At 46.9% G+C, this 24108-nt stretch carries 18 protein-coding genes; 14 read left to right on the forward strand and 4 right to left on the reverse strand.

Features of this window, described 5'->3' with window-relative positions:
- The first annotated feature begins 217 nt into the window (after nucleotides 1-217).
- Together ACJJI8_RS02635 and ACJJI8_RS02640 are read left to right on the forward strand one after the other, a co-directional pair.
- Nucleotides 218-982 carry an OmpW/AlkL family protein gene (locus tag ACJJI8_RS02635; protein WP_444934175.1) on the forward strand — a complete coding sequence of 255 codons (765 nt, stop codon included), beginning with the start codon at nucleotides 218-220 and terminating at the stop codon, nucleotides 980-982.
- Between the two features lie 151 nt (nucleotides 983-1133).
- Nucleotides 1134-3494 (forward strand): autotransporter family protein, encoded by a 2361-nt coding sequence (locus ACJJI8_RS02640; protein WP_444934176.1) that lies wholly within the window; start codon nucleotides 1134-1136, stop codon nucleotides 3492-3494.
- Nucleotides 3495-3574: 80 nt separating this feature from the next.
- Here the strand turns inward: ACJJI8_RS02640 and ACJJI8_RS02645 are convergent, their stop codons facing one another.
- Entirely contained in the window at nucleotides 3575-4492 is a 918-nt protein-coding gene (locus ACJJI8_RS02645) for a glycosyltransferase family A protein (RefSeq protein WP_444934177.1), read from the reverse strand.
- Nucleotides 4493-4703: 211 nt separating this feature from the next.
- Nucleotides 4704-5606, reverse strand: coding sequence for a bile acid:sodium symporter family protein (locus tag ACJJI8_RS02650; RefSeq protein WP_444892036.1), 903 nt, complete (start codon nucleotides 5604-5606; stop codon nucleotides 4704-4706).
- Nucleotides 5607-5869: 263 nt separating this feature from the next.
- Here ACJJI8_RS02650 and ACJJI8_RS02655 point away from each other — a divergent pair, with 263 nt between their 5' ends.
- From ACJJI8_RS02655 to katG, 11 genes are all read left to right on the forward strand, one after another.
- On the forward strand, nucleotides 5870-6823 hold the full coding sequence (locus tag ACJJI8_RS02655) for a DUF1853 family protein (RefSeq protein WP_444934178.1): 954 nt from the start codon (nucleotides 5870-5872) through the stop codon (nucleotides 6821-6823).
- A 125-nt stretch (nucleotides 6824-6948) separates the two neighbouring features.
- Nucleotides 6949-7506 carry a GbsR/MarR family transcriptional regulator gene (locus ACJJI8_RS02660; protein ID WP_282931244.1) on the forward strand — a complete coding sequence of 186 codons (558 nt, stop codon included), beginning with the start codon at nucleotides 6949-6951 and terminating at the stop codon, nucleotides 7504-7506.
- A gap of 317 nt (nucleotides 7507-7823) precedes the next feature.
- The gene (locus ACJJI8_RS02665) at nucleotides 7824-9212 is read left to right on the forward strand and encodes a cytochrome ubiquinol oxidase subunit I (protein WP_444934179.1); all 1389 of its coding nucleotides are present in this window, start codon (nucleotides 7824-7826) and stop codon (nucleotides 9210-9212) included.
- A complete protein-coding gene (gene cydB / locus ACJJI8_RS02670) occupies nucleotides 9209-10228 on the forward strand; it encodes a cytochrome d ubiquinol oxidase subunit II (protein WP_444918195.1) in 1020 nt (339 codons plus the stop codon). The genes ACJJI8_RS02665 and cydB overlap by 4 nt, the downstream gene beginning before the upstream one ends.
- Nucleotides 10229-10433: 205 nt before the next feature.
- Nucleotides 10434-11126 (forward strand): TetR/AcrR family transcriptional regulator, encoded by a 693-nt coding sequence (locus ACJJI8_RS02675; RefSeq protein WP_444934180.1) that lies wholly within the window; start codon nucleotides 10434-10436, stop codon nucleotides 11124-11126.
- Between the two features lie 314 nt (nucleotides 11127-11440).
- A complete protein-coding gene (locus ACJJI8_RS02680) occupies nucleotides 11441-11692 on the forward strand; it encodes an HP1242/YdcH family protein (RefSeq protein WP_282931240.1) in 252 nt (83 codons plus the stop codon).
- Nucleotides 11693-11775: 83 nt separating this feature from the next.
- Nucleotides 11776-12378, forward strand: a complete 603-nt coding sequence (locus ACJJI8_RS02685) for a glutathione S-transferase N-terminal domain-containing protein (RefSeq protein ID WP_444934181.1) — start codon at nucleotides 11776-11778, stop codon at nucleotides 12376-12378.
- A gap of 291 nt (nucleotides 12379-12669) precedes the next feature.
- A complete protein-coding gene (locus tag ACJJI8_RS02690; RefSeq protein WP_444934182.1) occupies nucleotides 12670-14253 on the forward strand; it encodes an ethylbenzene dehydrogenase-related protein in 1584 nt (527 codons plus the stop codon).
- Entirely contained in the window at nucleotides 14253-14894 is a 642-nt protein-coding gene (locus ACJJI8_RS02695; protein ID WP_444934183.1) for an Lcl C-terminal domain-containing protein, read from the forward strand. Before ACJJI8_RS02690 ends, ACJJI8_RS02695 begins: the two co-directional genes overlap by 1 nt.
- An 87-nt stretch (nucleotides 14895-14981) precedes the next feature.
- Nucleotides 14982-17330, forward strand: coding sequence for a DNRLRE domain-containing protein (locus ACJJI8_RS02700; RefSeq protein WP_444934184.1), 2349 nt, complete (start codon nucleotides 14982-14984; stop codon nucleotides 17328-17330).
- Nucleotides 17331-17705: 375 nt separating this feature from the next.
- Nucleotides 17706-19979, forward strand: coding sequence for a catalase/peroxidase HPI (gene katG / locus ACJJI8_RS02705; protein ID WP_444934185.1), 2274 nt, complete (start codon nucleotides 17706-17708; stop codon nucleotides 19977-19979).
- A 71-nt stretch (nucleotides 19980-20050) separates the two neighbouring features.
- Here katG and ACJJI8_RS02710 read toward each other — a convergent pair whose 3' ends face one another.
- Nucleotides 20051-22258: a S9 family peptidase gene (locus ACJJI8_RS02710; RefSeq protein WP_444934186.1), complete on the reverse strand. Its 2208-nt coding sequence runs from the start codon at nucleotides 22256-22258 to the stop codon at nucleotides 20051-20053.
- 412 nt (nucleotides 22259-22670) lie between these two features.
- Here ACJJI8_RS02710 and ACJJI8_RS02715 point away from each other — a divergent pair, with 412 nt between their 5' ends.
- Entirely contained in the window at nucleotides 22671-23108 is a 438-nt protein-coding gene (locus ACJJI8_RS02715) for a hypothetical protein (protein ID WP_444934187.1), read from the forward strand.
- Between the two features lie 135 nt (nucleotides 23109-23243).
- Here ACJJI8_RS02715 and fghA read toward each other — a convergent pair whose 3' ends face one another.
- The gene (gene fghA, locus ACJJI8_RS02720) at nucleotides 23244-24101 is read right to left on the reverse strand and encodes an S-formylglutathione hydrolase (protein ID WP_444934188.1); all 858 of its coding nucleotides are present in this window, start codon (nucleotides 24099-24101) and stop codon (nucleotides 23244-23246) included.
- Between the last annotated feature and the right edge of the window lie 7 nt (nucleotides 24102-24108).

The following is a 24108-nucleotide window of genomic DNA, read 5'->3' on the forward strand; positions in this document are numbered from 1 at the left end:
AGCGCATTATTCTTTCTCTCCTTATAAATTCCCTTCTCCCTGTAAACCTGGCTAGATAATTTAGGCCTCAAATTTTGAAAAATTCCCTGCGGCCTTTTTCAGTCCTGCTACTTTTTGGGGTACTTGGCCCATGCACTGCCAATAATTATCAACCAAAGCCACCTATGGCAGATAAGCTGTTTTGCCTGTGTCCGGATTTTCAAAGATGGATATCGAGATGACCGCAAAAGGAATTAATAAAGGAATTATTACTCTACTTCTCACTCTCTCAGCACTATCGACCCATGCCCAGGATGATTGGCGTGATATCGAATGGGGTGAATTTATTGTTCGTTTTGGCCTGACTTATGTCCAGCCAAACGATGAGGGCACAGCGCTTAAATATAGAGTTTTACAGCAATGGGATTTATACAACAGCAGTTGGCAAATCGACTCGACCCATGCATGGCAAATATCTGGAGTGTGGCGGCCCAGCGATCGCTGGGGCATAGAATTAATGCATATTAATGGCGCCAGCTATGGTACAAAACTGGATAATTTCACCGGCAACCCTGGGCGAAACCAAATCCAGCTCGGCGACTTTAGCACTACAACGACAATGGTCTTCGGCAACTGGTATTTCTTAGACCCATCCTATCGCGCTCGCCCCTATATCGGTGCAGGAATCAATTACACCAATTTCCACACCGTTGAAATCAGCCGCCAGTTTAACGAATACCTGATAGATTCAGAGCTCTCGGTCGCACCGGGATCATTTAATATGGGGCACTCGTGGGATTGGGGGCTGCAGGCCGGCCTGGATTATATCTTTGATTTCCGCGACTGGAGATATCCTCTACTACTTAACGCATCCGCGATTTATTACCTGGCAGACACCGATGCCACTATCGACTTCCCCACTGAATTGGGAAGGGATCGCCTCTATGCCCATTTTGACTACAACCCCTGGATCATAAATTTCGGGGTGGGTATTAAATTTTAGTTATCGGAGAAATTTCATACAGTTGGGCGACAGCGAATACGCTTAAAATTTGAAGTTATTTCACACACGAGCTGCGTTGTCCCCAACTATAACTTTGCCGCTAAAAACCTAATCGGTATTGCAACTATCTGGCACAATAAAAGGAATAACTGTGTCCCCCAAAAAAACTGGTTTCCAGCTTTCTTCTGTAGGATTCGTAAAAATATTCCTACTCATTATGACGCTTTCTGCACTGCTTATTTTTAGCCGCAACTCTCCAGCACAATGCAACCCCGGCAATAGTGGCACCTCTGCCGCAGATGAAATCACCTGTGACGAAGACAATGACCCCGATGGTGTGGACATAGAAACTTATGCCGGCAACGATACCATCATTCTTAACGGTGGAACGGCGGAAAATGTACTTGCGGGAGAGGGAGATGACGAAATTACTATCACGGGAGGAATTGTTACCTTATTTGCCGACGGTGGTGCTGGCAACGATACGATTACCCTTGATGAACGCTCCAGTGATGTAGGGAATTACCTGGGGGGAGGAGGCATTCATGGGGGCGATGGAGATGACACCCTGATTCTACTCGATGGACTGTCCTTTCACGTCTGGGGAGGAGAAGGCAACGATACCATCACCTTGGATGGAGGGTTCATTTTTAACTATCTGGATGGCGGAAACGGCGACGACTACATCTATTGGGATGAGGGCATCAGCAACGAAATTCGAGGCGGCTCCGGATCGGACACCCTCCTGATAGATTCACACTCTTTCGATGGAGACGTGATACTGGATGGTGGTGATGATCTAAGTGCAAATGATGGAGAAATCGACAATTTAATATTTAAACTGGATTATTCCGTTGACGGGACTCTTCTAAACAACTGGGAAAGAGTCGTTATCTGGGGTAGCTCCAAAATGACATTCACTGGGAGTTTAGCTGTCGGAGGAGGTCTCGATTCGGAAGGAAATTCCCTCGGCCTGGATATTCGCTGGGGTGGACAGGCATTTTTTGATAGCGACAGTTATGTAATTTCAGGAGATGTATCCAATAGTGGAACCATTGATCTATCCAACAATAGGTTCAACACCCTCACCATAGCCAAAGACGATAATGGAAATTATGGGCAATACCGCTCTAATAATGGGCGCCTATGGGTAGACGCCGTCCTTGAAGATGATTTTTCACAGAGCGATCAACTAATTGTGGAAGGAGACAGCTCTGGCACCACCACTATCTCTGTCTTTAACCGCTCAGGTAAAGGAAAGCGGACAGAGGGCAATGGTATTAAGGTGGTTTCCGTCAAAGGCGAATCAAATGCACAATTCACTCTGGCAGGGGACTTTGTCAGTAAAGATGATCAGCAGGCAGTGATAGGTGGAGCCTATGCTTACACATTGCACCAGAACGGCGCAGGAGGAAGTGATGATGGCAGCTGGTATTTGCGTTCAACTGTGGATAACTCTTCAGTATTTCCTGAAGGCGGAATGATCCGCTGGCAACCTACTGCAGTACTCTACGAAGCCCTCCCGCAAATTCTCAGAACACTCAATATTCCCTCTTCACTGCGCAGCCGCCTGGGTAATCGCTATTGGGTAGGTACAAGCTATTTGGACCTGGCCAGTAGCGAGTATAGCGATGCCCAAGAGCAGGCAATTGATAATCGTGGACTTTGGATCAGGAACTCTGCCCGGCATATTACCCTTGACCCCAATGAGTCCAGTACCCGTGCAAACTGGAAACAGACTTACTATCAAGTACAAGTGGGCTTTGATTTACCAATACAAGTCTCCGTATTTGGAAGCCAACTTATTGGCAGCGCCGCTTTGCACTACGGCGATTCAAATAACGATGTGAGTTCATTTTTTGGTGATGGCTCAATCGATGCGAGTAACTACGGCGTCAGCGCATTTGTCACCTGGTATGGATTGGATGGCATTTTTATTGATAGTCAACTTAAGCTAAATTGGTTTGACTTTGAAATGGATGCCAAATCACTGCGCGAACTCAATAATAGCGATGAAGCATTTGGTTACGCCTTGTCTATCGAGGGCGGCAAGAGTTTTAAACTGCATGATTACTATTCCTGGACACCCCATGCGCAATTGATTTACACCTCGGAGGAAGCCAATAACTTGCAGGATATCTATGCAGTACAAGCTACAGATATCAATAACAATGGCTTCCTCTTACGCTTGGGAACCATCTTTGAAAAGCGCAAGAGCCAGCGTAAGAGCAGTCGCAATATGTATGGCTCAATTCCCCTGGAAAGGTTCTCTCTGTTCGCAACTCCGAGCCTTATTTACAATATCGACCAGAGGACTAATTTACTCGTATCGGAAACCCGACTCAGTCAAAAACCTGATACCTGGTACGGTGAATTGCGCCTGGGCGCGAGCTACGATGAGTGCGGTGATCACTGTTCTATCTATTCAGAAATTTATTACAGCAGCAGTTTGGAAAACCTGGGGAATAGTTTTTCCGGAGGCTTGGAATTAGGATTTCGTTATAAGTGGTAGCAGTTTGAGATTAAACTGAAAGCCAAATATCAACCTTAGAGTGCGACAACTACATTACCTCTAGATAAAGCAGTGCCTATTCACTCTAACAGTAACTGAGATAAATTATATTCGGAGAATACTCTGTGTATTTTCTTATCGTTACCACACTTTCCCTTTAAATTTTGTTTCTTCAAGCCGCTAGCCTGACACCCAGGGATTGTTAAAAACCTATCCCTCCAGAAACGAACATCTGGCACTCTTGCACAACGGACTCCTTGCCTCATACTCATGGCTTTAAGCCAGATATCATCCGCACTAGGACATAACTCCAAAAACTTATCTTTATTCAGAACATCGGGATGTAAAGAGCCGGGATAATATAAAACACCACCAACTCCAGTAGGAAAAACGCGATAAGAAGGTTTGATATTCATATTGCACTTCCAAGTTTCCCGCGTTGTCCTCCATTTATTGTAAGGCAATATATTGCCTTTTTTATCAACACCTATCCTGTGAGCTCGATGACAGAAAATATGTGACGGGAACTTTAAATATGACTGATACAGCATATCGATGGTATCCATCGGGTAGAGGATATCGTCATCCACCGTGACTATCAGGCTATCAGGAAATTTTTGAAGCGCGTAATAATACTTTGTGTAAGGTCCTAAATCTTCATCAACAAATTCAACTCTCAACCCACGATCCACCTGCCTCATTAAAATATTGGGCAACATATAATCTGGAAATTCTTTGGTCGACAGCCAAAGTACAATTAAATCCGCTTTTAGCGACTGCTGAAATAAACTCTCGATACACAAATGGATATCATGGATTCGCTTTCCATAGCTAGTCAGAGAAACAACAATACTGTGTTTAGCCGCATTACCTACCCCAGAATCATTACCACTGAGAGTCGACTGCTCCAATATTCTCTTCCAAACCAGAGCATCTAATTTTAGGTTGTTATTGATTGTATTTTTCTTGCTGCGCTTCGCCGTAAAACCCTTGAACATATTGACTTTACAATCTGAGTTTGAGACAACTCAATACCTGGTTTAAGACATATACCTAAAAAGGACATTCCGTAATCCGTGGCCGCACATTAGAATTATTGAAATTCATAGTGCAGTAACAGAAATTGGTATAGGCGAGCACAATTTTCCGAGATCGACCACACCCTCATTAGTAAAGGTATGGTCTAATTTTCGGTAAATGCAACATTTACTACCCTACTTCACCTGCTCCTTCCGTCTCAGAGGCCAGTTTTTTCGTTGCGCCACGGCGGCCATATAACGCCAAAAGAACGCCAGATGGGAACATCAATACGCCGTAAACTGCTGAGGGCACGGACATCTCACTCGAGTGTAAGAGCGTGAGGGTTACCATCATTCCGATGGTACTGTTTTTAATACCGAGTTCCGTTGCAACCGCAACCCCTTCCCGCTTTGGCAGGCCAGCAACCCGGCTGATAAGAAGCCCCAATAGCACACCACAGAGATTCAATAGAATGACCGAGGGTCCAGCTTGAACCATCAAGTCTGCAAGGCGATCGCGAATTCCCCAGATAAGGCCTGCTACCAGTGCAAGCAATACAACCCCGCCAAAAATACTGACTATTCCCTCTGCGCGGCGAGCCAGGTGCGGTCTCCAGGCGCGAAATAGCATCCCTATCACAACAGGCAAGAGGACAATACTGGATAACATCACCACTGTACTGGCGAATGGCAGAGTTATAGTCTGGTCAGCGCCGAAATAAGTTCGAAGCGCATAATTTGCGAAAAGCGGTAAACTGGCAATAGTAATCAGGCTGGCAGAAACTGTTAATACAATAGAAAGCGCCACGTTACCGCGAGCCATCAAGGTAAACAGGTTCGATGTTGTGCCTCCCGGACAGGCGGCAATAATGACTAGGCCAACAGCAATGGCCGGTGGTAGATTTAATCCCCAGCAGAGGCCAATTGCTATAGCTGGCATCAGGAGAATTTGGGTAAAAGTTCCGATAATAAGGCCAATGGGCTTTACCGTTACCTGATGGAAATCCCTGGCAGTTAGGGTCATCCCTATTCCCACCATGATGATAAACAGCGAGATAGGCAAGCCGATCGAAATAAGGGGACCTGATTCCATGATTTTCTCCAGTATCAGTCACTGTAAGAAAAATACCCGACCAAAATCAACTCCCAGAATAAAGCTGGCACTGGAGATGGATAACGAAATCAAGGCAGAAACTTCACTGCCAGGGGACTTATTTCGACATCGGTAATTCGCTGATTTTTTTGGTGCTCGGATCGATTCTTATAAGTGTAATTATTATTTTTAGTTCAGATGGTAAAGCAATCATAGATGACTTCACCAATCTGTCTTGTATTTTAGCAATATACAGAAGTTTAATGACTCAGGAAACGATACAGAAGGCCATGATTTCCTCCCTGAAAAGCGGACAGGTAGATAATTGGGACAACTTAATGTGGTCCGTGGGAAGTTCGGATATTCCCACTAGCGAGGACTCCGTTACAGCTTTTAGTGCAGCTAACCAACTCCCCTGGCTTCTACCCACGCGACGAAAGTCCCTACTGGAATACTTTTCCTGCCCGAAAGTAAAAAATGCACTTTCCCCTGAACTGGATAATTACCTACAGGAACTCAGCCTCAACAAACCCAACAACCGCTTGGGCACTTACTTTGAAAGGCTCTGGTCATTTGCCTTTGACAAACATCCCGACTACCAGCTGCTCTACCAAAACCTCCCTCTAAGGTCCGGCGGCAAGACACTGGGGGAACTCGACTTCGTCGTGCAACACCTGCCCAGCAACCAGTGTGAACACTGGGAAATTGCCGTAAAATTTTATCTCCAGGTTACCGATATCCATTGGGTGGGGCCTGGAATCAAGGACCGACTGGATATCAAACTGGCAAGAATGGCAGATCATCAACTGCCACTGATTGAAATGCCGGCAGTTCAATCAATGCTGAAAGAGTACGGCCTAGAGATAGATCGCCAGTGGGCGCTAATGCCCGGGAGACTATTCAAACCGCTGGATACACTTCACCGGCCCTCCAGTCATGATCTTTGGTGGGTATCGTTATCTGAGTTTCGGTCATTCTCCTTGAGCCAGGCAAACCGCAGTGCTCTCGAGTGGCTAGCGCTCCCCAAGCAAGCTTGGCTGGCGCCTCAGAGCAGCACCACCGGCATGACTGCCGATCAATTGCTAGAGGCACTGCTGCCCGAAAGTTTTACCCACCCCCTGTGCATCGCCGCCGTCGATAAAAATGGCGAAGCCAGCAGAGGCTTTATCGTGCCCGACAACTGGTACAAAAGAGCCAAAAGTAGCTTAAGCATATAACCAGCCTCTCCCCAGATCAGAATCAGGGAGCCTTTCGCTGGCCTCACATTATTTTCTAAATTGGTGATTGACATAGATCAATTTACATTTACAATTTTCAGAAATTTCTGAAACTTAAGAAGTAAATGAAACTATCGAGTCAAGCCCAGGCATTCGTACTGCACTTTGGTGAAATGGGTAGCCGCTGGGGATTCAATCGCACGGTCGGGCAAATGTTTGCCCTACTCACCATTCATCCCACGCCACTCAATGCCGAGCAATTGGCCCAGGCCCTGAAGATCAGTCGTGGCAATGTCAGTATGGGGCTCAAAGAGCTACAGGCCTGGCGCTTGGTTGAGCTGCATCATCAACCGGGCGATCGCAAAGATTATTTCACTGCAGCTGGGTCAATCTGGGACCTCGCTCGCACTGTCTTCGAGGAGCGCCGCAAGCGAGAGCTCGACCCTACATTAAGTCTGCTTCGCCAGCTGCTGCTCAATGAACCCCAAGATGAGCTGGATGCCCAGGCACAGGAAAAAATCCAGGAAGTTTACAGCTTGCTGGAGCTACTCGAAGAATTTGCCAACACACTCAGCAAACTAGAACACCAGGACCTGCTTAAATTGATGAAGCTAGGCTCCGGTATCGTCAAGCTACTGGAACTCAAAAGTAAGATGACAGGTGGACAGAACACCTCAAACTAGCGAAAAAAACGCTAGTACGAGGAATATACCGCTGCACTCAAAGCGAAATAACACCTTCATCTGAAGCACTTATTCCGGGGAGAAACCCATAGGGCCAAATCCATGGCTAAAAGCCCCGGCATATTTTTAATCCAGCAGCCCATAGTGCTGGATTAAAAACGGCACAAGGCTGTGCCGCTGCCGATCCAAAGTCGGCTCCTGCAGGATTGTATACGCGGGAACACACACCTGCCTCTATATTTTCTTGCAGTGCCGATTAGCACAGGAGGTGCTAATCGGCTCACTGGTTCAAAGATCTCAGACCAGCAGAGGCTCTCATGCTAGATACCCTGATCCTTTCCAGGATACAGTTTGCCGCAAATATCAGCTTTCATATTCTATTTCCAACAATCACCATCGCACTCGCGTGGATCGTTTTCTTTTTTAAATTACGCTACGACCAAACTAATAATCCGGTCTGGATGCGCGCATATCGTTTTTGGGTAAAAGTCTTTGCCCTGACATTTGCTCTCGGCGTAGTGAGTGGCATCACTATGTCATTCCAGTTCGGAACAAACTGGCCCGGCTTTATGGCCCAGGTCGGCAATATCGCCGGCCCGCTTCTCGGATACGAAGTACTTACTGCATTCTTTCTCGAAGCAACCTTTCTCGGCATTATGTTGTTTGGCATTAATAAGGTGCCAAGCAAAATACATACTTTATCTGCCTTTATTGTGGCAACAGGGACCACTCTATCCGCTTTTTGGATTATCGCTCTCAACTCCTGGATGCAAACACCTGCCGGATTCGATTTACAGGATGGGGTCGCCTACCCGGCAAGCTGGATGGAAATTATCTTTAACGCCTCTTTCCCCTACCGACTTACACATATGCTGCTGGCTTCGGGTCTGACGGCATCTTTCTTTGTCGCGGGGATTTCCGCTTATCGGATTCTTAAAGGAGACCCCAAACGCGCGCCCCGGCTCGCCCTTAAAACAGGACTGATTCTCGCTGCCATCTTTATTCCGATTCAAATCTATGTGGGTGACTTACACGGACTCAACACTTTTGAGCACCAGCCGCAAAAAGTCGCCGCAATGGAGGGGGTCTGGGAAACAGAGCGCGGCGCACCCCTACTGTTATTTGCGATACCTGACGGAGAAGAGAAAACCAACCATTTGGCGATCGGCATTCCCAAGATGGCCAGTCTTATCCTTACCCATGAGTGGGATGGTGAGATCAAAGGAATTAATGAGTTCCCCGATAATCACCCACCGGTAGCCCCCGTATTTTTCGCCTTCCGCATTATGGTCGGCATAGGCATATTGATGCTGCTAACCGCTTGGGGTGGGGTCTATCTATTGCGTAAAGGTGAGCTGCCTCGCTGGATGCTTAAAACCCTGGTCGCGATGACATTCTCCGGCTGGATAGCCACCTTGGCCGGTTGGTATGTCACAGAAATTGGACGCCAACCCTGGCTCGTTACAGGAGTACTGAAAACCGCCGATGCTGTTACTCCAGTGCCACCTTCCCATGTCGGTTTTTCCCTAACCCTATATCTGGTTGTCTATGTGATATTGCTCTATGCGTACATAAGAACCCTGAAAGTGATGGCCCTGAAGTCTGTAAAAGTCGAGGAGTTTGAAACTCAGGAACTATTCGCTGGCACTAGCTTAACCAACCGTCCAAAAGATACCGAGAAAAATGACAAGGGAGAGGGCAAATGACCGGTAGCGCTTCTGCAGCGGCCTATTGGCTGCCTGTCGCCTTTGTCGCCCTTATGGGCCTGGCGGTAATAGTCTACGCAATTCTGGATGGCTACGATCTTGGTGTGGGCATTTTGCTCCCCATGGGAGAAGAGGAGGAATCGCAGCGGGATACCATGATCGCATCCATTGGCCCCTTTTGGGATGCCAACGAAACTTGGCTGGTGCTGGCAATCGGTTTGCTCCTGATTGCATTCCCAATCGCACACAACCTGGTGTTAATGCATCTATATATACCAGCTGCCATTATGCTGGTCGGGCTAATCATGCGAGGAGTGGCATTCGACTTTCGTGCAAAAGCTGCCATCGACAAAAAGCTAACCTGGGATCGAACCTTTAAAGCGGGGTCTATTATTACCAGCCTTGCGCAGGGGTACATGCTGGGGCAGTACGTGATTGGCTTTAAGCCCGACTGGTCTGCACAGCTTTTTTCAGCGCTCAGCGCTCTGGGAGTTACCGCCGCATACGCCTATATTGGCGGCGCCTGGCTGGTTCTTAAAACCGAGTCGGAGCTGCAAAAACGAGCGACCACATGGACCCGTTACGCAGGGCGGGCCACCCTGCTTGGGGTGGTTGCGGTATCGGCCATCAATCCACTGGTAAACCCAACCGTATTCGACCGATGGTTTACCTACCCTCTGGTTATGTTTGTACTACTCGTCCCCACCCTGTGCTTTATTGCCTTTGTCTCCAATGATGTTCTGTTGGCGAGAATGCCTAAGCCTGCAGATAGACATAAAGCGGTTCCTTTTTTTACAGTCGTCGTTATTTTCCTGATGTGCTTTATCGGCCTGGCCTTCAGCTTTTTCCCTGATATTGTTCCCGGCGAACTAAATATTTGGCAGGCAGCCAGTGCCACCGCCTCATTAAAATTTATTCTTGTGGGTGCGGTAATAGTAGTTCCCGTCATCCTCGCCTATACCGTTTTCTCTTATTACGTCTTCCGAGGAAAGGCGACAGAGCTACATTATCACTAGCTGCATTTCCATTCGGCTGGCAGAAATACCTGCTAGCCGAATTTAATTAATTAAGGTGGAACTACCCCACAAATCAAACAAGTTCTTCTTGCTCGCCCGAATTTGGTACGATTATAATAATCAATTCCAAAAGACAATTTTTTACATGGAAGTAAAGCGTATGCTAGCCCATGGCCAGTACCGCTTGTCTAAAGGGGGAGGTAGTTTGAACCAAATCGATCGACGAGCAATCAGCCGGCGCGACACCGCCAGTCCGCGCAAACCACAACGCAAAAATGGTCGGGAGAAGTATGAAAAGCTTCTTGACGCCCTTGAAGTATTAATTACTGAACAAGACTCTACGGATATTAGCCTCGCAAACCTTAGTCAGGTTGCAGGTGTTCCAGCAGCGTCTGTTTATCATTTCTTTCCAAGTGTAGATGCCAGCTTAACCGCCCTGGCCGAGCGTCACTATAAGTCTTTCGGTGACGTAGTATTGGGCCATTCGGATTTTTCTCCGTCAGAAAGCTGGCAGGATATGCTGAATCAGCTGTGCGACCTTGTGCGCAGCTACTATGAAGAGAATCTCGCGGCACTAAAAGTACATTTTGGACCTCAGTCCAGTTGGGCATTACGCCAACTACAAATGGAAAACAATTGGCGCCTGGCAGATACTCTGATCAAGAACCTGTCTCGGGAGTTTGAGTTACCACCCTCTCAGGATTGGCGAGACCGGTTTATGTGTGCTATCAACATTAATGACTCTTTCTGCTCCCAGTCTTATTCCCGCTTTGGGAAAATAACAGAAGACTCCGCAGCAGAGGGGAAACGGGCCGCTGCAGCCTACTTAAAGCTCTACCTCGGTGAGCTTTTACAGCGGCGCCAATTGCGCTTTGCCCCACTGGAGGCTTCGGCCTAAGCCCAGTAGCAGAACCGCAACAAAAAAGCCCGACAAGTAATTGTCGGGCTTTTTTGTGCCCGTCACTTCCACCCAGCCCTCTGTTTAAGCCTCACCTGACTAACAATTACCGATAATCAAAAAAAAGAGGGTAAAAAATATTTGCTAATAAAATAGCTTCAACTTTTATATATATCAAATGGCTATATAAAGGCTTATATTAACTTCACTTTATAACTATGTTGATTAAGGGAAGCAGCGCTAGAATTGCATTTTTGTGACTGGCAAGACTGAACCTACACTTCATTAACTAATATCGATTGTGGAGGTCCCTTATGCCCATTGCTTCACACGAGCTCTCGGTGGATTTCCCAGAATATGCAGACACAATCAAGCAGCTCATCGAAGACGATATTCAATTCAAACTTGAAAACGACATCTACAGCAAACTGGATAAACAAATAAGAGGCCTTCAGGATAGTGGTATTGGCACCGACGACGATCACTATTCCAGCCTCAAAAAACAGAGAGCCTACTTAAAACAGCACCTCTATAACCGCATTACTTCAGTGATTACCCATCACTAAAGTACGCGTTAACAGTTGCTCGTAGCAGCACTGGCGGTCACTGCAGTTGCTGAAAGGGCACGCAGCCTAAAAGAGCTTGGCCTATGCAACTGTACTTGACCTTTTCCTCCCCCTTTGCGCGCAAGGCGCGCATTGTTGTGCAAGAACAGCGTCTGCACTCTGTGGTAACAGAGCATTTCTCTCACCCCTTTCACAATGACGACGAACTTATTTCCAGCAACCCCTTGGGAAAAGTCCCCTGCCTAACCCTGGATAATGGCTCCTCGATCATTGATAGCGAAGTCATCTGTGCGTTTCTGGATAAAAGCTTGGGGGATGGTCACTTATCTGCGCCACTGGATAACAATTGGGATCTGTATACTTTTCACAGTATCAGCTCTGGATTAATGGACGCAGCAGTGCATCTGCAAATGGAAAAGCTGCGCGCACGGGAAGAACTTAGGTCTGATTTTTGGTGGCAGCGCTATTTCAGTGCTATTGAGAGATCTCTAGATTACCTGGAAAAGCACCTGGATCGATTACCCGCCAGTCTTAGCTTGCCACATATTAACTTGTGCTCAGCACTATCCTATCTTGATTTTCGCCATGAAGATTTTGACTGGAGAAGTGACCACCCGAAACTTATGGCCATATCGGAAGATTTGGAGAAAAGTGAAAGCCTGAGTAAGTGTCAGCTGCATGAATAGTTACAAAATGCGGAATACCAACAAGAATAAGTTATCCCGCTATTTGTTCTGAACAGGTCAAAATACTGAGTAGTAAACTATTGTGTCAGGTGGAAAGGACACTCTACAACTGAGACTCGCTGTGATTACATCTCGGTAAGCTCGGAATCGGCATTCATTCTTAATGCGTTACTACAGCGCAGCGCATTCCTCATTTTAAGGCACCGTGACTCCATCAGCAGAATGTAGTCTATTTTAATTAATATAAATGCCACACTTTTTTACTAGCCTAAACCCTTTTGGAATACTCCCATGGCCAAACAACCGAAGAGTACTCTTTGGATAATTCTGCACAGTGTAGCCATTGTTGCAGTTTTATGTAGCCTGCTAACGGGGCTCCGTATCTCCACATTAACAAAGCCAAGTATTGGAAATATAGAAGAACTGTTACCCCAGGGACAGATTCATGATATTCACTTCTTTGTAGCAATTGTTACTTCGGCCATCCTTATCTGCTACTTATCCTATAAAGTAACAATTAAAATAAAAAATACAACCTCACAAAATAAACCTTATAAAACATCAATTAGCTACCATAGGGTAGTAACATGCATTGGCTCATTTTTTTTAGTGCTCATGGTCTTAAGTGGCTGGATTTTATTTATTGGTTCCGACAATGCTTCTATCTTTCGCCAGGCACACTTTTATAGTGCTTTTGCGATCTTACTCTATATATTCTTTCACGCTGGCGTTTACCTAATAACCTATGGTCTGAAGACTTCGGGCTATTTGCTTCCCAATACTCGATCGGGCTATCGAACTTCAATTTTTACCTACTTATCTGCCGGCTGTGTCACTTTATTACTTTGGATTATTGTTACAAATAACAGTTACCACGATCTTACAATTGAGAAAATAAGGCCGGAAACCTTTATAAACATAGATGGAATCCCCAAAGAATCCGCATGGTCCTCAGCCACACCACTTAAAATACATACTGACGGAGGTGCTAACTTTATTGATGGTAGCTCAACCGTCAACTTAAGAGCCTTGCATAACCAACAGGAAATATTTTTTCATATCACTTGGGAAGATCCCACTGAAAGCCTGAAACACCTACCACTGAAAAAAGTGGATTCTGGCTGGGAAATACAACAGCAAGGTTTTCAAAATTTTAATGAAACCCGTCACTATGAAGATAAGTTTGCCATCCTGCTCTCCAATTCCTGTGATTTCGGTGCTTCGGGAACCTCTCACCTGGGCCGCAAACCATCAGCACAGTTGCCCGCAAATTGGCATGGCAAGGGCTACCACTACAGCTCATCCGATGAAATACACGATCTCTGGCACTGGAAAGCAGTAAGAACCAATAAAATGCACCTGGCAGATGACAATTATGTTGGCAAGCCTGATATTGTAAGGCCAGGAGCACGCCGCTATACCGCAGGATATCTCCAGGATGGCAAAGAGTCCGGGGCATACTTAATGAACTGGAAGTGGTACTCCTCAAAAAACGTTACCCCAAAACGACTACCCAAAAGTCCCTCCAGCCTGACGCCATATCAAAACGAGGATACAAAGAGCGATTGGACTATTTCCTGGTTTGATTACCAACCATACACGGCTGAAGATGACAACTATCCTATCAATACGATTATGCCTTCAGTCCTCTATACCTCAAATCGCTTTGAAGGAGATCGTGCCGATGTAAGGGCCTATGCTGTTTGGCAGGACGGCCAATGGTCTATGGAGATGGTACGTAAATTAAATACTGGGTCAGCGTTAGATGTAGCAATAAAAGACGGTATTTGCTTCTGGGTTTCTGCCTTTGATCACTCGCAAATAGCCCACACTCGCCATGCCCTCCCCGTCAAAATCAAGTTGGCAGATCAATAATGTTTGTGCGTATATTTTGGGTATTCATTTTTCCTGCAATCACGGTCTGTGCAGTCATACTGCACCAACCATCACAACCTCTGCCAAGTGAATACCACTTAGTTAAAATTGATAAAAATGGGGAGACTATCGAGGCTTGGGCAGGCCCCTGGTCCTGTATCTGCGACACCGATACAGGGCTTCTTTGGGAAGTAAAAACCGACGACGAAGGAATTCACGATGGAAGGTGGACCTATTCATGGTATCAATATGAAGAGGGTATAGAAAATAATGGAGATTGTTATTTTGAAGAAGAGCGGTGTGATACCGAGGATCTGATTCGCAATACCAATCAACAGAAATTGTGTGCAACGCAAAATTGGAGGCTCCCCGATATTACAGAGTTACGATCCATTATCCTGCAGGAGAGTAAATCTGGCAGACCTCTAATTGCGACTGAATATTTCCCGAAAACTCAAAGGGGAGATTACTGGACCCGTAATTTTGACAGGCCTTTATATGGCATCTACCAATACCTGGGAACAGGTGCTGGCGCAATTAATTTTATGAATGCAAAAACCGTCACAATTCCCTACCGAAACGCCGCTTTCGTTCGTTTAGTCTCCAATCATTCAACGGCCTGTAATAAAGATCCACAATAATTCCGGCGCGCCGCACAAGTTTTTTGCGACTAATCTCTATAGCTGCTGCGCCTGAAAATAATAACCACTACTTACAGGAAATCCCCGATGAGACGGTTCTTAAGCACTGCTTTTGCTATCTCGACTCTATGTTTGGCAATTGATGCCAGTTCAGCAACTAAACACCACAGATTGGCCTGGGATGGTGATGCATCCACCAGTGCCGTTATCGGTTTTTCGCCAGACGGCCACACTAGTAATCCTTACATTAATTTTGGCTATTCAACCAATGAAACTAGCTGGAGCAGTCAAGGGGTTGATTCAACATCTACCTTCGATGGCAGCTTAGATAGCTACTTTGTCAGGTTGGAAAACCTAACACCGGATTCAGCAGTTTACTATCGTGTGTGTGATCAGGACGGCTGTGGCGACCGGTTCTGGTTTAAAACGGCTCCTGCGGAGGAATCTCCCTTCGTCATAGTCGCTGGGGGAGATACCCGCACGGGGCATACAACACGGCGCGAAGGCAATGCTTTACTAGCCAAAATTCGCCCACTGGCCGTTATGCATGGCGGTGATTTTACCAACGCCAACAGTGCGTCGGAAATGGATGACTTTTTACAAGACTGGACGCTGACCTACTCCAACGACGAAATTGATGGCTATAGCTATCAACGTATTTACCCTCTAATACCTACCCATGGAAATCATGAGGATGACAACTATTCAACCACCTGCCAGGTCTTTGGTGTGGACTTCAATGCGGATGGTAGTTGTAGCCCCAGTGATACCTACGGCGCAGTACAAATTTCCCCCCTATTGCGTGTCTATACACTAAACAGCCAGTTTCAAGAAAGCGGCTGGTCATCTTATGCTACCGCCATGAACAATTGGCTTGAGAGTGATTTAGCAGGGACTGGCGCCTACAGTCACTGGCGCTTTGCCCAGTACCACAAACCCATGTTCCCCCACTACAGCGGTAAATCTGACAACCCCACATTATTTAATTGGTGGGCACAACCCTTTTATGACTACGCCATGAATATGGTGGTCGAATCAGATACCCATCTCACCAAAGTCACCGAAGTCGTTGCCCCCAGTAATAGCGATTTTTCAACCAACGAAACCGGCGGCACCGTTTACGTTGGTGAGGGAAGCTGGGGAGCACCAGCTCGCTCAGCAAATGATGCCAAGTTTTGGACCATAGATATGGCCAGCATCCAGCAGTTCAAAGTTATCCAGGTCAGCTTTGACCAACTCACTGTACGCACAGCACAGTTCGATAACAGCGCAAGTACTCTAACACGAGAAGATCGAGCCAATAATCCTCTTGTATTACCGGAAAATATCAATTGGTGGAGCGCCAACCGAATTGGTGAAGCTATGGTTCTCGCACAAAATAACGTTGGCAGGAGCGTTATGCTTGAGGACGACAGTGGTAATGGCGAGTTATCACTACCAGTGACTGATGACACATTTATTTCATCGCGCTACTCTTCCAGTAATTTTGACAATGACTCAGATGGACTTCTCGCAGATGGCAGTGATAGCACCTATGGAACGCTTTACTCACTGATTAAATTTGATCTCTCCAATTTATCTCACTGCTCGACGATAAATTCAGTTGAAATCGAATTTAATATCACCAACCGGTCCAGTAATAGTTACGGTATTTACTTGGCTGAATCCAACTGGAGTGAGGAATCAGCCACCTGGGATTCTGTCGGTGGATCAACGGTGCTTTCACAGTTGTTCGCCAGCTTTACCCCGTCGTCTACTGGTACCCAAGTGGTGAACTTGAGTTCATCAGGTCTTCTGGATAGTTGGCTGGACAATGAAAATACTGGCTTGGTCATTGCCTCACTGAGTGGCAGTGATGGGGTAGATATCTCTTCACAAGAAACCGGTATTGCCCCAGCCCTCAGGGTAACCGCCGATTGCAGCGATTCTATTAGTGAAGAGGTATCTCAAGTTGCTTCAGACGATGTGTTTATTTCATCCAGAAAAGAGGATGATAATTTCGATGGTGATAGCGATGGACTCCTCGCCGACGGCAGCGATCTAACCTATGGAACTCTCTATAGCCTCATTCGCTTTGACTTATCAGATTTAAGCTGTCGCCAGTATATTGATGCGACACTCGAATTGAATGTAACCAATACTTCCAGCAATAGCTACGGCATTTACATGGCAACACAAAGTTGGCGGGAAGAGTCGGCCACTTGGGATTCTGTCGGGGGTAGTTCTATTCTCGGACTCCAGGTGGGCAGCTTTATCCCCTCCTCTACCGGCCGACATCTCATTGACCTGGGAGCCTCAGGAATCGTCGACAGCTGGTTAAACGATAATAATAACGGCCTGGTCATCGCATCGGAACGGGGCATTAACGGTCTGGATTTAAGCTCCAAAGAGAGCGGGCAGAGCCCTCTTCTTACCTTACAGACACTCTGCAATTAATTGCCTTCAGGGCTCTCTGTCCGGAGAGCCTTATTTATCCCGTTCTGTGTATCTTATTTCTCCAACAGTGGTTTAGATTTACAATCCAAATTTTTTGGCACGAACTTCTTCAAAATATAAAAATATCAACGTCGCCCTACCCCAAAACCATAATTCCTTTAAATAAAAGAACCAGTAATTAAGTTTACCAATCTACCTTATTAATTCCTTTTAAACCTGACGCTATAAAATTTATATACTATTAACCCCATATCCAAGACTACGCTTCAGCCAAAGGGCAAAAGAAATCAGCGGTAAGGAATAGAGTCAGGTATTTCATCATCAAATAAATAATGAGCCAAAGGATGTACCAACGATCGTACGGAGATACTGTAAATGTTAATGAAATATAATCGTAGTTATGTCGCTTTATTAATCTCAATATTTATAGTCGCGCCATTTAGTGTCGCAGATACCCATGAGGAAGTCGTCACTGATCCAGTAATTCTTGAGGGTGCAGTAGAAGGACAGCCAAAGTCCAATCGGTTTTGGTGGCCTGATCAGCTGGATCTGCGTCCCCTCAGGCAGCACTCTCCAAGATCCAATCCAATGGGTGACAGCTTTGATTACGCTGCCGAATTCCAAACCCTGGATCTTAAAGCGGTAAAACAGGACATCGAAACTCAGCTCAAAACTTCACAGGACTGGTGGCCCGCAGACTACGGTCATTACGGCCCATTTATGATCCGAATGGCCTGGCACAGCGCTGGCACCTACCGGATCGGTGATGGTCGCGGTGGTGCCCGTGGCGGCCAACAGCGTTTCGATCCCCTCAACAGCTGGCCTGATAATGCCAACCTGGATAAAGCCCGCCGTCTACTCTGGCCCATCAAACAAAAATATGGGCGCAAATTGTCCTGGGCTGATCTTATGGTGCTAACCGGCAATGTAGCCCTGGAGTCCATGGGATTCCCCACTTACGGATTTGCCGGGGGGCGACAGGATGACTGGGAGCCCGACCTGGTTTATTGGGGGCCCGAAACCAAGATGCTGGCGGATGAGCGTTACACCGGCAATCGGGAGCTGGACAAACCCCTGGGTGCTGTGCAAATGGGGCTTATTTATGTCAACCCGGAGGGCCCCAACGGCAATCCCGACCCGGTGGCTGCCGCCACAGATATCCGCGAAACCTTTGCCCGCATGGCGATGAATGACGAAGAGACAGTAGCCTTGATTGCCGGAGGCCATACTTTTGGTAAGGCTCACGGTGCAGTGAAAGCTGATTGCCTCGGCCCAGAACCCGCCGCCGCCCCAATTGAGCAGCAGGGGCTTGGCTGGAAAAATAAGTGTGGGAAAGGAAATGCCGACGACACAATGACATCCGGCCTGGAAGGGGCCTGGTCTGCCGCCCCGATCAATTGGAGCCAGCAGTATCTGGACAACCTGTTTAAATTCAATTGGGTGAAGACAAAAAGTCCAGCTGGTGCCGTTCAGTGGATTCCCGATGATCAGAGCGCGGCAAATCTGGTGCCCGATGCATTCGACAAGAACAAGCGCCATGCCCCCATCATGTTTACCACGGATTTATCCCTTAAGTTCGATCCCAGCTACAAAGAAATTGCCAAGCGGTTTCAGGAAAATCCGGAAGAATTTCAACGCGCCTTTGCCAAAGCCTGGTTCAAGCTGACTCATCGGGATATGGGCCCTCGCGCGCGCTATTTGGGAGCGGAGGTGCCCGAAGAAGATTTAATTTGGCAAGACCCTATCCCCAAAGTTGATCACCCTCTGATTGACAGCCGGGATATAAATTCTCTCAAAGCAAAAATACTGGCGGCAGGCATTAGCGTTCCCGATCTGGTGAGGACTGCCTGGGCCTCTGCTTCTACCTTCCGTGGTTCAGATTTTCGCGGTGGCGCCAATGGTGGCCGTCTTCGCCTGGAACCCCAAAAGGACTGGTCGGTAAACGATCCCACTGAACTATCACAAGTCCTGGCATCGCTGGAAAAAGTCCAGCAGGAATTTAACAGTTCCCAATCCGGGGGCAAAAAAATCTCAATGGCAGATATCATTGTACTTGGGGGCGCAGCAGCCATTGAAAAAGCTGCAGAGCAGGGCGGGCATAAAATTCAGGTCCCCTTCAAGCCTGGACGCACCGATGCTTCCCAGGAACAAACAGATGTTAATTCTTTTGCGGTACTACAACCTCTGGCCGATGGCTTCCGCAACTACTTTGGCGATGGTTATGGGAGAACCCCTACAGAGTTATTAGTTGATAAAGCCAGCCTGTTAACCCTGAGTGTGCCTGAAATGACTGTTCTGGTTGGTGGAATGCGCGCACTTAATGCAAATACCGACTCCTCACAGAATGGTGTACTTACTCAGCGCCCCGGCACACTGACGAATGATTTCTTTGTGAACCTGCTCGATATGTCTACTGTCTGGTCCAAGTCGGCAAAATCAGAGGGTATCTATGAAGGAAAAGATCGCAAAAGTGGCCAGGCAAAGTGGACAGCCACACCTGTAGATCTGATTTTTGGTTCAAACTCTGAATTAAGGGCAGTCGCAGAGGTTTATGCTTCCAGTGATGGCGCTGACAAGTTTGTAAATGATTTTGTGCAGGCCTGGACCAAGGTAATGAATTTGGATCGGGTTGATCAGCCTCAGTCTTAAGAATCATATACCTCAATAAAGAAAAAACCGAGGCTAGCCTCGGTTTTTTCTTCTGGGAGATTATTTAAGTTTTAATCCTTCCCCTTTAAATGCCGATCAAAAAATCGCTTGATCATGCTGTATTGGTGGATGCGAGTCTGCTTACCGCGCAAGCTATGCTTCTTGCCTGGATAAGTCATCAGCTCAAATTGTTGGCCGTTGTCCTGCATCTGTTTTATGAGTTTAGTGGTATTGGTAAACAACACATTGTCATCCGCCATGCCATGATAAATCAGCAGATCACCTCGTAAGCCCTTCGCATAGGGAAACACAGAAGATGCCTCATAGGCATCCATATCCTTGGTTGGATTGCCCATATAACGCTCAGTGTAATGGGTATCATACAGCGTCCAGTCCGTAACCGGCGCACCCGATACCCCCGCCTTAAAGTAGTCTCCGGCTTTGAACATACTCATCAGTGCCATGTAACCACCGTAGCTGTGGCCGAAGATACCTACTTTATTTTTATCAACGTAAGGCAGGGTACGCAGGAATTCAACGCCGGTAATTTGATCTTCCACTTCAGGAGATCCCATATTCTTAAAGATAGGATTCTCAAAAGTGGTACCGCGGTTTGCTGAACCACGATTATCTAGGGAAAAAACAATATAACCCTGTTGGGCCATATACTGGTTGAATAGTTTATCCCAGCTATTGGTAACCACCTGAGCGTGTGGACCACCATAGACAAACACCATTACCGGATAACTTTTCTTCGCATCAAAATTAGCAGGTTTATACAAGCGGTAGAAAAGCTCCTGGCCATGGGGCGCTTCAATACTGCCAAATTCCGGAGTGATCCATTGATCTTTATAAGGATAGATAGGGTGATCACGATTTACAGCGTTCTGCTCAAGCCAGGTGATTCTGGTCCCTGAGCTGCTGTGCAGACTCACCTGAGGGGGCGTGGTAACGCTGGAAAATTTATCAATATATCCAGAGGCATCCTCAGAAAATTCGATAGAGTGCATACCACTACGCTGTGAAATTCTCTTAATGTCGCTCTCCCCTTGCAGGGAGACTGTATAGAGGTGCCTCTCGATTGGAGTATCTTTCCGTGCGGTAAAATACAAACGGTTAGCCTGCTCATCAACAGCCTCTAACTCGTCAACCACCCAATCTCCCTTAGTCAATTGTGCCTGTAATCTGCCGCCAAAATCATATTTATACAGGTGTTTGAAGCCATCCCTCTCCGATGACCAAATAAAAGCATCTCTATTTTCCAAAAAGTGGAGATCATGGCTCAGGTTAACCCAGGTATCGCTGGACTCGGTAAGGAGCGTTCGGGTTTTTCCTGTATTGAGATTGTAAGCACGAAGCTCTAACTTTTGCTGGTCTCGAGATTGCCACTGGAAAGTTAACAGGTGATCACGGGCCCATTTTACTCGGGGAATATAAATATCCTGATTGTCTCCCAGGTTGATCCAACGGATATCCCCCGAATCAATATCTATAAGGCCAAGTCGGATTTTTGCATTCGCACGCCCAGCGGCGGGGTAACGCTGCTGTATCATTTCGATACGATCCGCATAGATTTCGCTACGGGTTACCTGATCAACTGGCGACTCATCAACTTGCAGGAAAGCAATATGCTGATCATCTGGAGACCACCAATAACCGGTCATCCGGTCCATTTCCTCCTGGGCAACAAACTCAGCCATTCCATTTTTAATATGATCTTTGCCGTCGCTGGTTAGCTGCTTTTCCCTACCGGTTTTCAGATCGACAATATAGATATTTTGGTCGCGAATAAACGAAACAAAGTGCCCCTCGGGAGAAACCTTTACATCGGTTTCAAAGGTTTCCGTTTCAGTCAGTCGACGCGAAGAACGGTCTTTGAGATCGTAATAGTAAATATCGCCGGCCAAAGGGAACAACAGAGACCGACCATCCTCTGACCAGCTGTACTCCATTATTCCACTACCATAAATTCGCTGGCGCTCCCGTCTTGCCTTTTCCTCATCCGAAAGAGTTTCACTACCGCTGTGCAGACTATCGGAATTGACTAAAATTCGGGACTGACCGTCTTTCAGGTTGTACTCCCAAAGATCGTAACGGTTGTAATCTTCAACTCTACCTTTGAGGAAAGTTACGCGCTGCCCATCAGGTGAATATTCCAGCGCTCGGGGAGCGGTACCACTCAGAGCCGGGTCGGAGAATAACCGTTCAATGCTGAGTGACTCTGCAGAACATATTCCTGCAAAAGTACATCCAAGTAATGCAAGCAGTGCTTGTTTCATAGGAAAACTCTTTATATTAAGTATTGTTGGCAATTCACGTACCACTTTGCTAGCAGGGGGATTATTTAGAAAATTCTGATTAATTCCATGTTATCTCCGGCTTCCTTAGGAGCCGGCCTAAATGGCATCCAGGTAAGCCATAGCTTCTCTTTGGGACTTGTTCTGATCACCAGAAGTATCTCAAATTTATCGGAAATCCTCTAAAAAATGCAGCTATATTGTGGATAGAGCAAACCGGTGAAGGATTCTACAACGGAACCTTCCGGGACATGCAGTACCTTACAGTTTTGGGTTTGCGCACAAACAATCCTGCTGCAATAGCCCCCCTTTACAAATGTTTACTCTGCTTAACCAACATTTGTGGTTAGCTAATGTCGGACTAAAGCTTTTATCAAAATATGGGGTAACAATAATGAAGGTTCATCTCTTTGCATCTGCAGCTGTGATTTTGATCGCTGCTGGCTGTAGCTCTACACCAGAGATCCCCACCACTGAATCGTTTGTCACTGACATCACCGAACTGGGCCATCGTCGCTTTACCTACAAGGCAACCATTGGAGCTGGCCCCAAGGGCCAAGGCGGTAAGCGTGGTGGTCCGGGTGGTGGAGGTCCAGGTGGCGGTGGTCCCGGTGGTGGTGGTCCCGGCGGCAGTGGTAAGGGTAGTGGTGGCCCAGGAGGTGGCGGTCCCGGCGGCGCCAATTCTGGAGATGTGAAGAAAGTTGCCCGGCAGAGAATGGAACTCTTGCTAGCCGAAAGTGGCTTCTGTCCCAATGGCTGGTTCCTGATCGAACAAACTTTTGACCAGAACAGAGCTGAAATTATTGGCGAGTGTCGGGCGGTTGCACGATAAGCTTACGCCTCTCACTTTGGCTCTATGTATTCTGCTCGTATCGCTTTATACATAGCAACTTGCCAGGGCAAAGCCCTTTGCCCAAACAGCCCCTCAACTGAGGGGCTAACTTCACTAGTCCGCAATTTACACTGCCTAATACCTATGTCTGCTCAACAATGAGTCTGCATGGAACCTTAAGTGCTCCTCAATAAATGAAGCGATGAAATAGTAACTGTGATCGTAACCTGCATGGTGCTCTATCCGAAGAGGATAATCACTGGCTTCAGCAGCTGTTTGCAGGGAATGTGGTCTCAGCTGTTCCTCAAGAAACTCATCCTGTTCCCCCTGAGAAACCAAAACCGGAGTTTTCTCTACAGCGCGCCCCATTAGCACTGTTGCGTCATATGGTTCCCAGCTCTTGGGATCAGCTCCCAAGTAAGTTCCCAGCGCCTTTTCTCCCCAAGGACAAGCAATAGGATTGCAAATTGGACTAAAAGCAGAAATTGATTGATATCGCTTGGGGTTTCGCAGGCCGATTACTAGGGCACCATGGCCGCCCATGGAGTGCCCGCAAATCCCGCGTCGACCATTGGTGGGGAAATGAAGTTCTACCAGGCTTGGAAGTTCATCCACGACATAGTCATACATTTGATAATGCTGCTTCCAAGGTTCTTGAGTCGCGTTCACATAAAAACCAGCCCCCTGCCCCAGATCATAACCCGGGTCATCCGCCACATCGTCTCCTCTGGGGCTGGTATCGGGTATCACTAAGATAATCCCTAACTCTGCAGCGACTCTCTGAGCACCAGCCTTTTGACTGAAGTTTTCATCCGTGCACGTCAAGCCCGAAAGCCAATAAACAACAGGATATTTCCTCTGTGTATTTCCCTCTGCATCCTGTGGTAAAAAAATGGAGAAGACCATAGAACAGTTGAGCGTGCTGGATTTATGTCGGTAACGCTGCTGAAAACCGTCAAAAGATTTAGTACTGCTAACCAATTCAATCGACATTTTAAGT

It is taken from the genome of Microbulbifer maximicatervae (SeqCode) (assembly GCF_052467695.1).

Bases quoted from the DNA above. Each gene is read 5' to 3' on its own strand.
- ACJJI8_RS02665 (WP_444934179.1), top strand. From the start codon at position 7,824: ATGCTAGATACCCTGATCCTTTCCAGGATACAGTTTGCCGCAAATATC.
- ACJJI8_RS02710 (WP_444934186.1), bottom strand. From the start codon at position 22,258: ATGAAACAAGCACTGCTTGCATTACTTGGATGTACTTTTGCAGGAATA.
- ACJJI8_RS02715 (WP_444934187.1), top strand. From the start codon at position 22,671: ATGAAGGTTCATCTCTTTGCATCTGCAGCTGTGATTTTGATCGCTGCT.
- ACJJI8_RS02645 (WP_444934177.1), bottom strand. From the start codon at position 4,492: ATGTTCAAGGGTTTTACGGCGAAGCGCAGCAAGAAAAATACAATCAAT.
- ACJJI8_RS02700 (WP_444934184.1), top strand. From the start codon at position 14,982: ATGAGACGGTTCTTAAGCACTGCTTTTGCTATCTCGACTCTATGTTTG.
- ACJJI8_RS02690 (WP_444934182.1), top strand. From the start codon at position 12,670: ATGGCCAAACAACCGAAGAGTACTCTTTGGATAATTCTGCACAGTGTA.
- ACJJI8_RS02680 (WP_282931240.1), top strand. From the start codon at position 11,441: ATGCCCATTGCTTCACACGAGCTCTCGGTGGATTTCCCAGAATATGCA.
- ACJJI8_RS02650 (WP_444892036.1), bottom strand. From the start codon at position 5,606: ATGGAATCAGGTCCCCTTATTTCGATCGGCTTGCCTATCTCGCTGTTT.
- ACJJI8_RS02635 (WP_444934175.1), top strand. From the start codon at position 218: ATGACCGCAAAAGGAATTAATAAAGGAATTATTACTCTACTTCTCACT.
- ACJJI8_RS02655 (WP_444934178.1), top strand. From the start codon at position 5,870: ATGACTCAGGAAACGATACAGAAGGCCATGATTTCCTCCCTGAAAAGC.
- ACJJI8_RS02660 (WP_282931244.1), top strand. From the start codon at position 6,949: ATGAAACTATCGAGTCAAGCCCAGGCATTCGTACTGCACTTTGGTGAA.
- cydB (WP_444918195.1), top strand. From the start codon at position 9,209: ATGACCGGTAGCGCTTCTGCAGCGGCCTATTGGCTGCCTGTCGCCTTT.
- ACJJI8_RS02695 (WP_444934183.1), top strand. From the start codon at position 14,253: ATGTTTGTGCGTATATTTTGGGTATTCATTTTTCCTGCAATCACGGTC.
- ACJJI8_RS02685 (WP_444934181.1), top strand. From the start codon at position 11,776: ATGCAACTGTACTTGACCTTTTCCTCCCCCTTTGCGCGCAAGGCGCGC.
- fghA (WP_444934188.1), bottom strand. From the start codon at position 24,101: ATGTCGATTGAATTGGTTAGCAGTACTAAATCTTTTGACGGTTTTCAG.
- katG (WP_444934185.1), top strand. From the start codon at position 17,706: ATGTTAATGAAATATAATCGTAGTTATGTCGCTTTATTAATCTCAATA.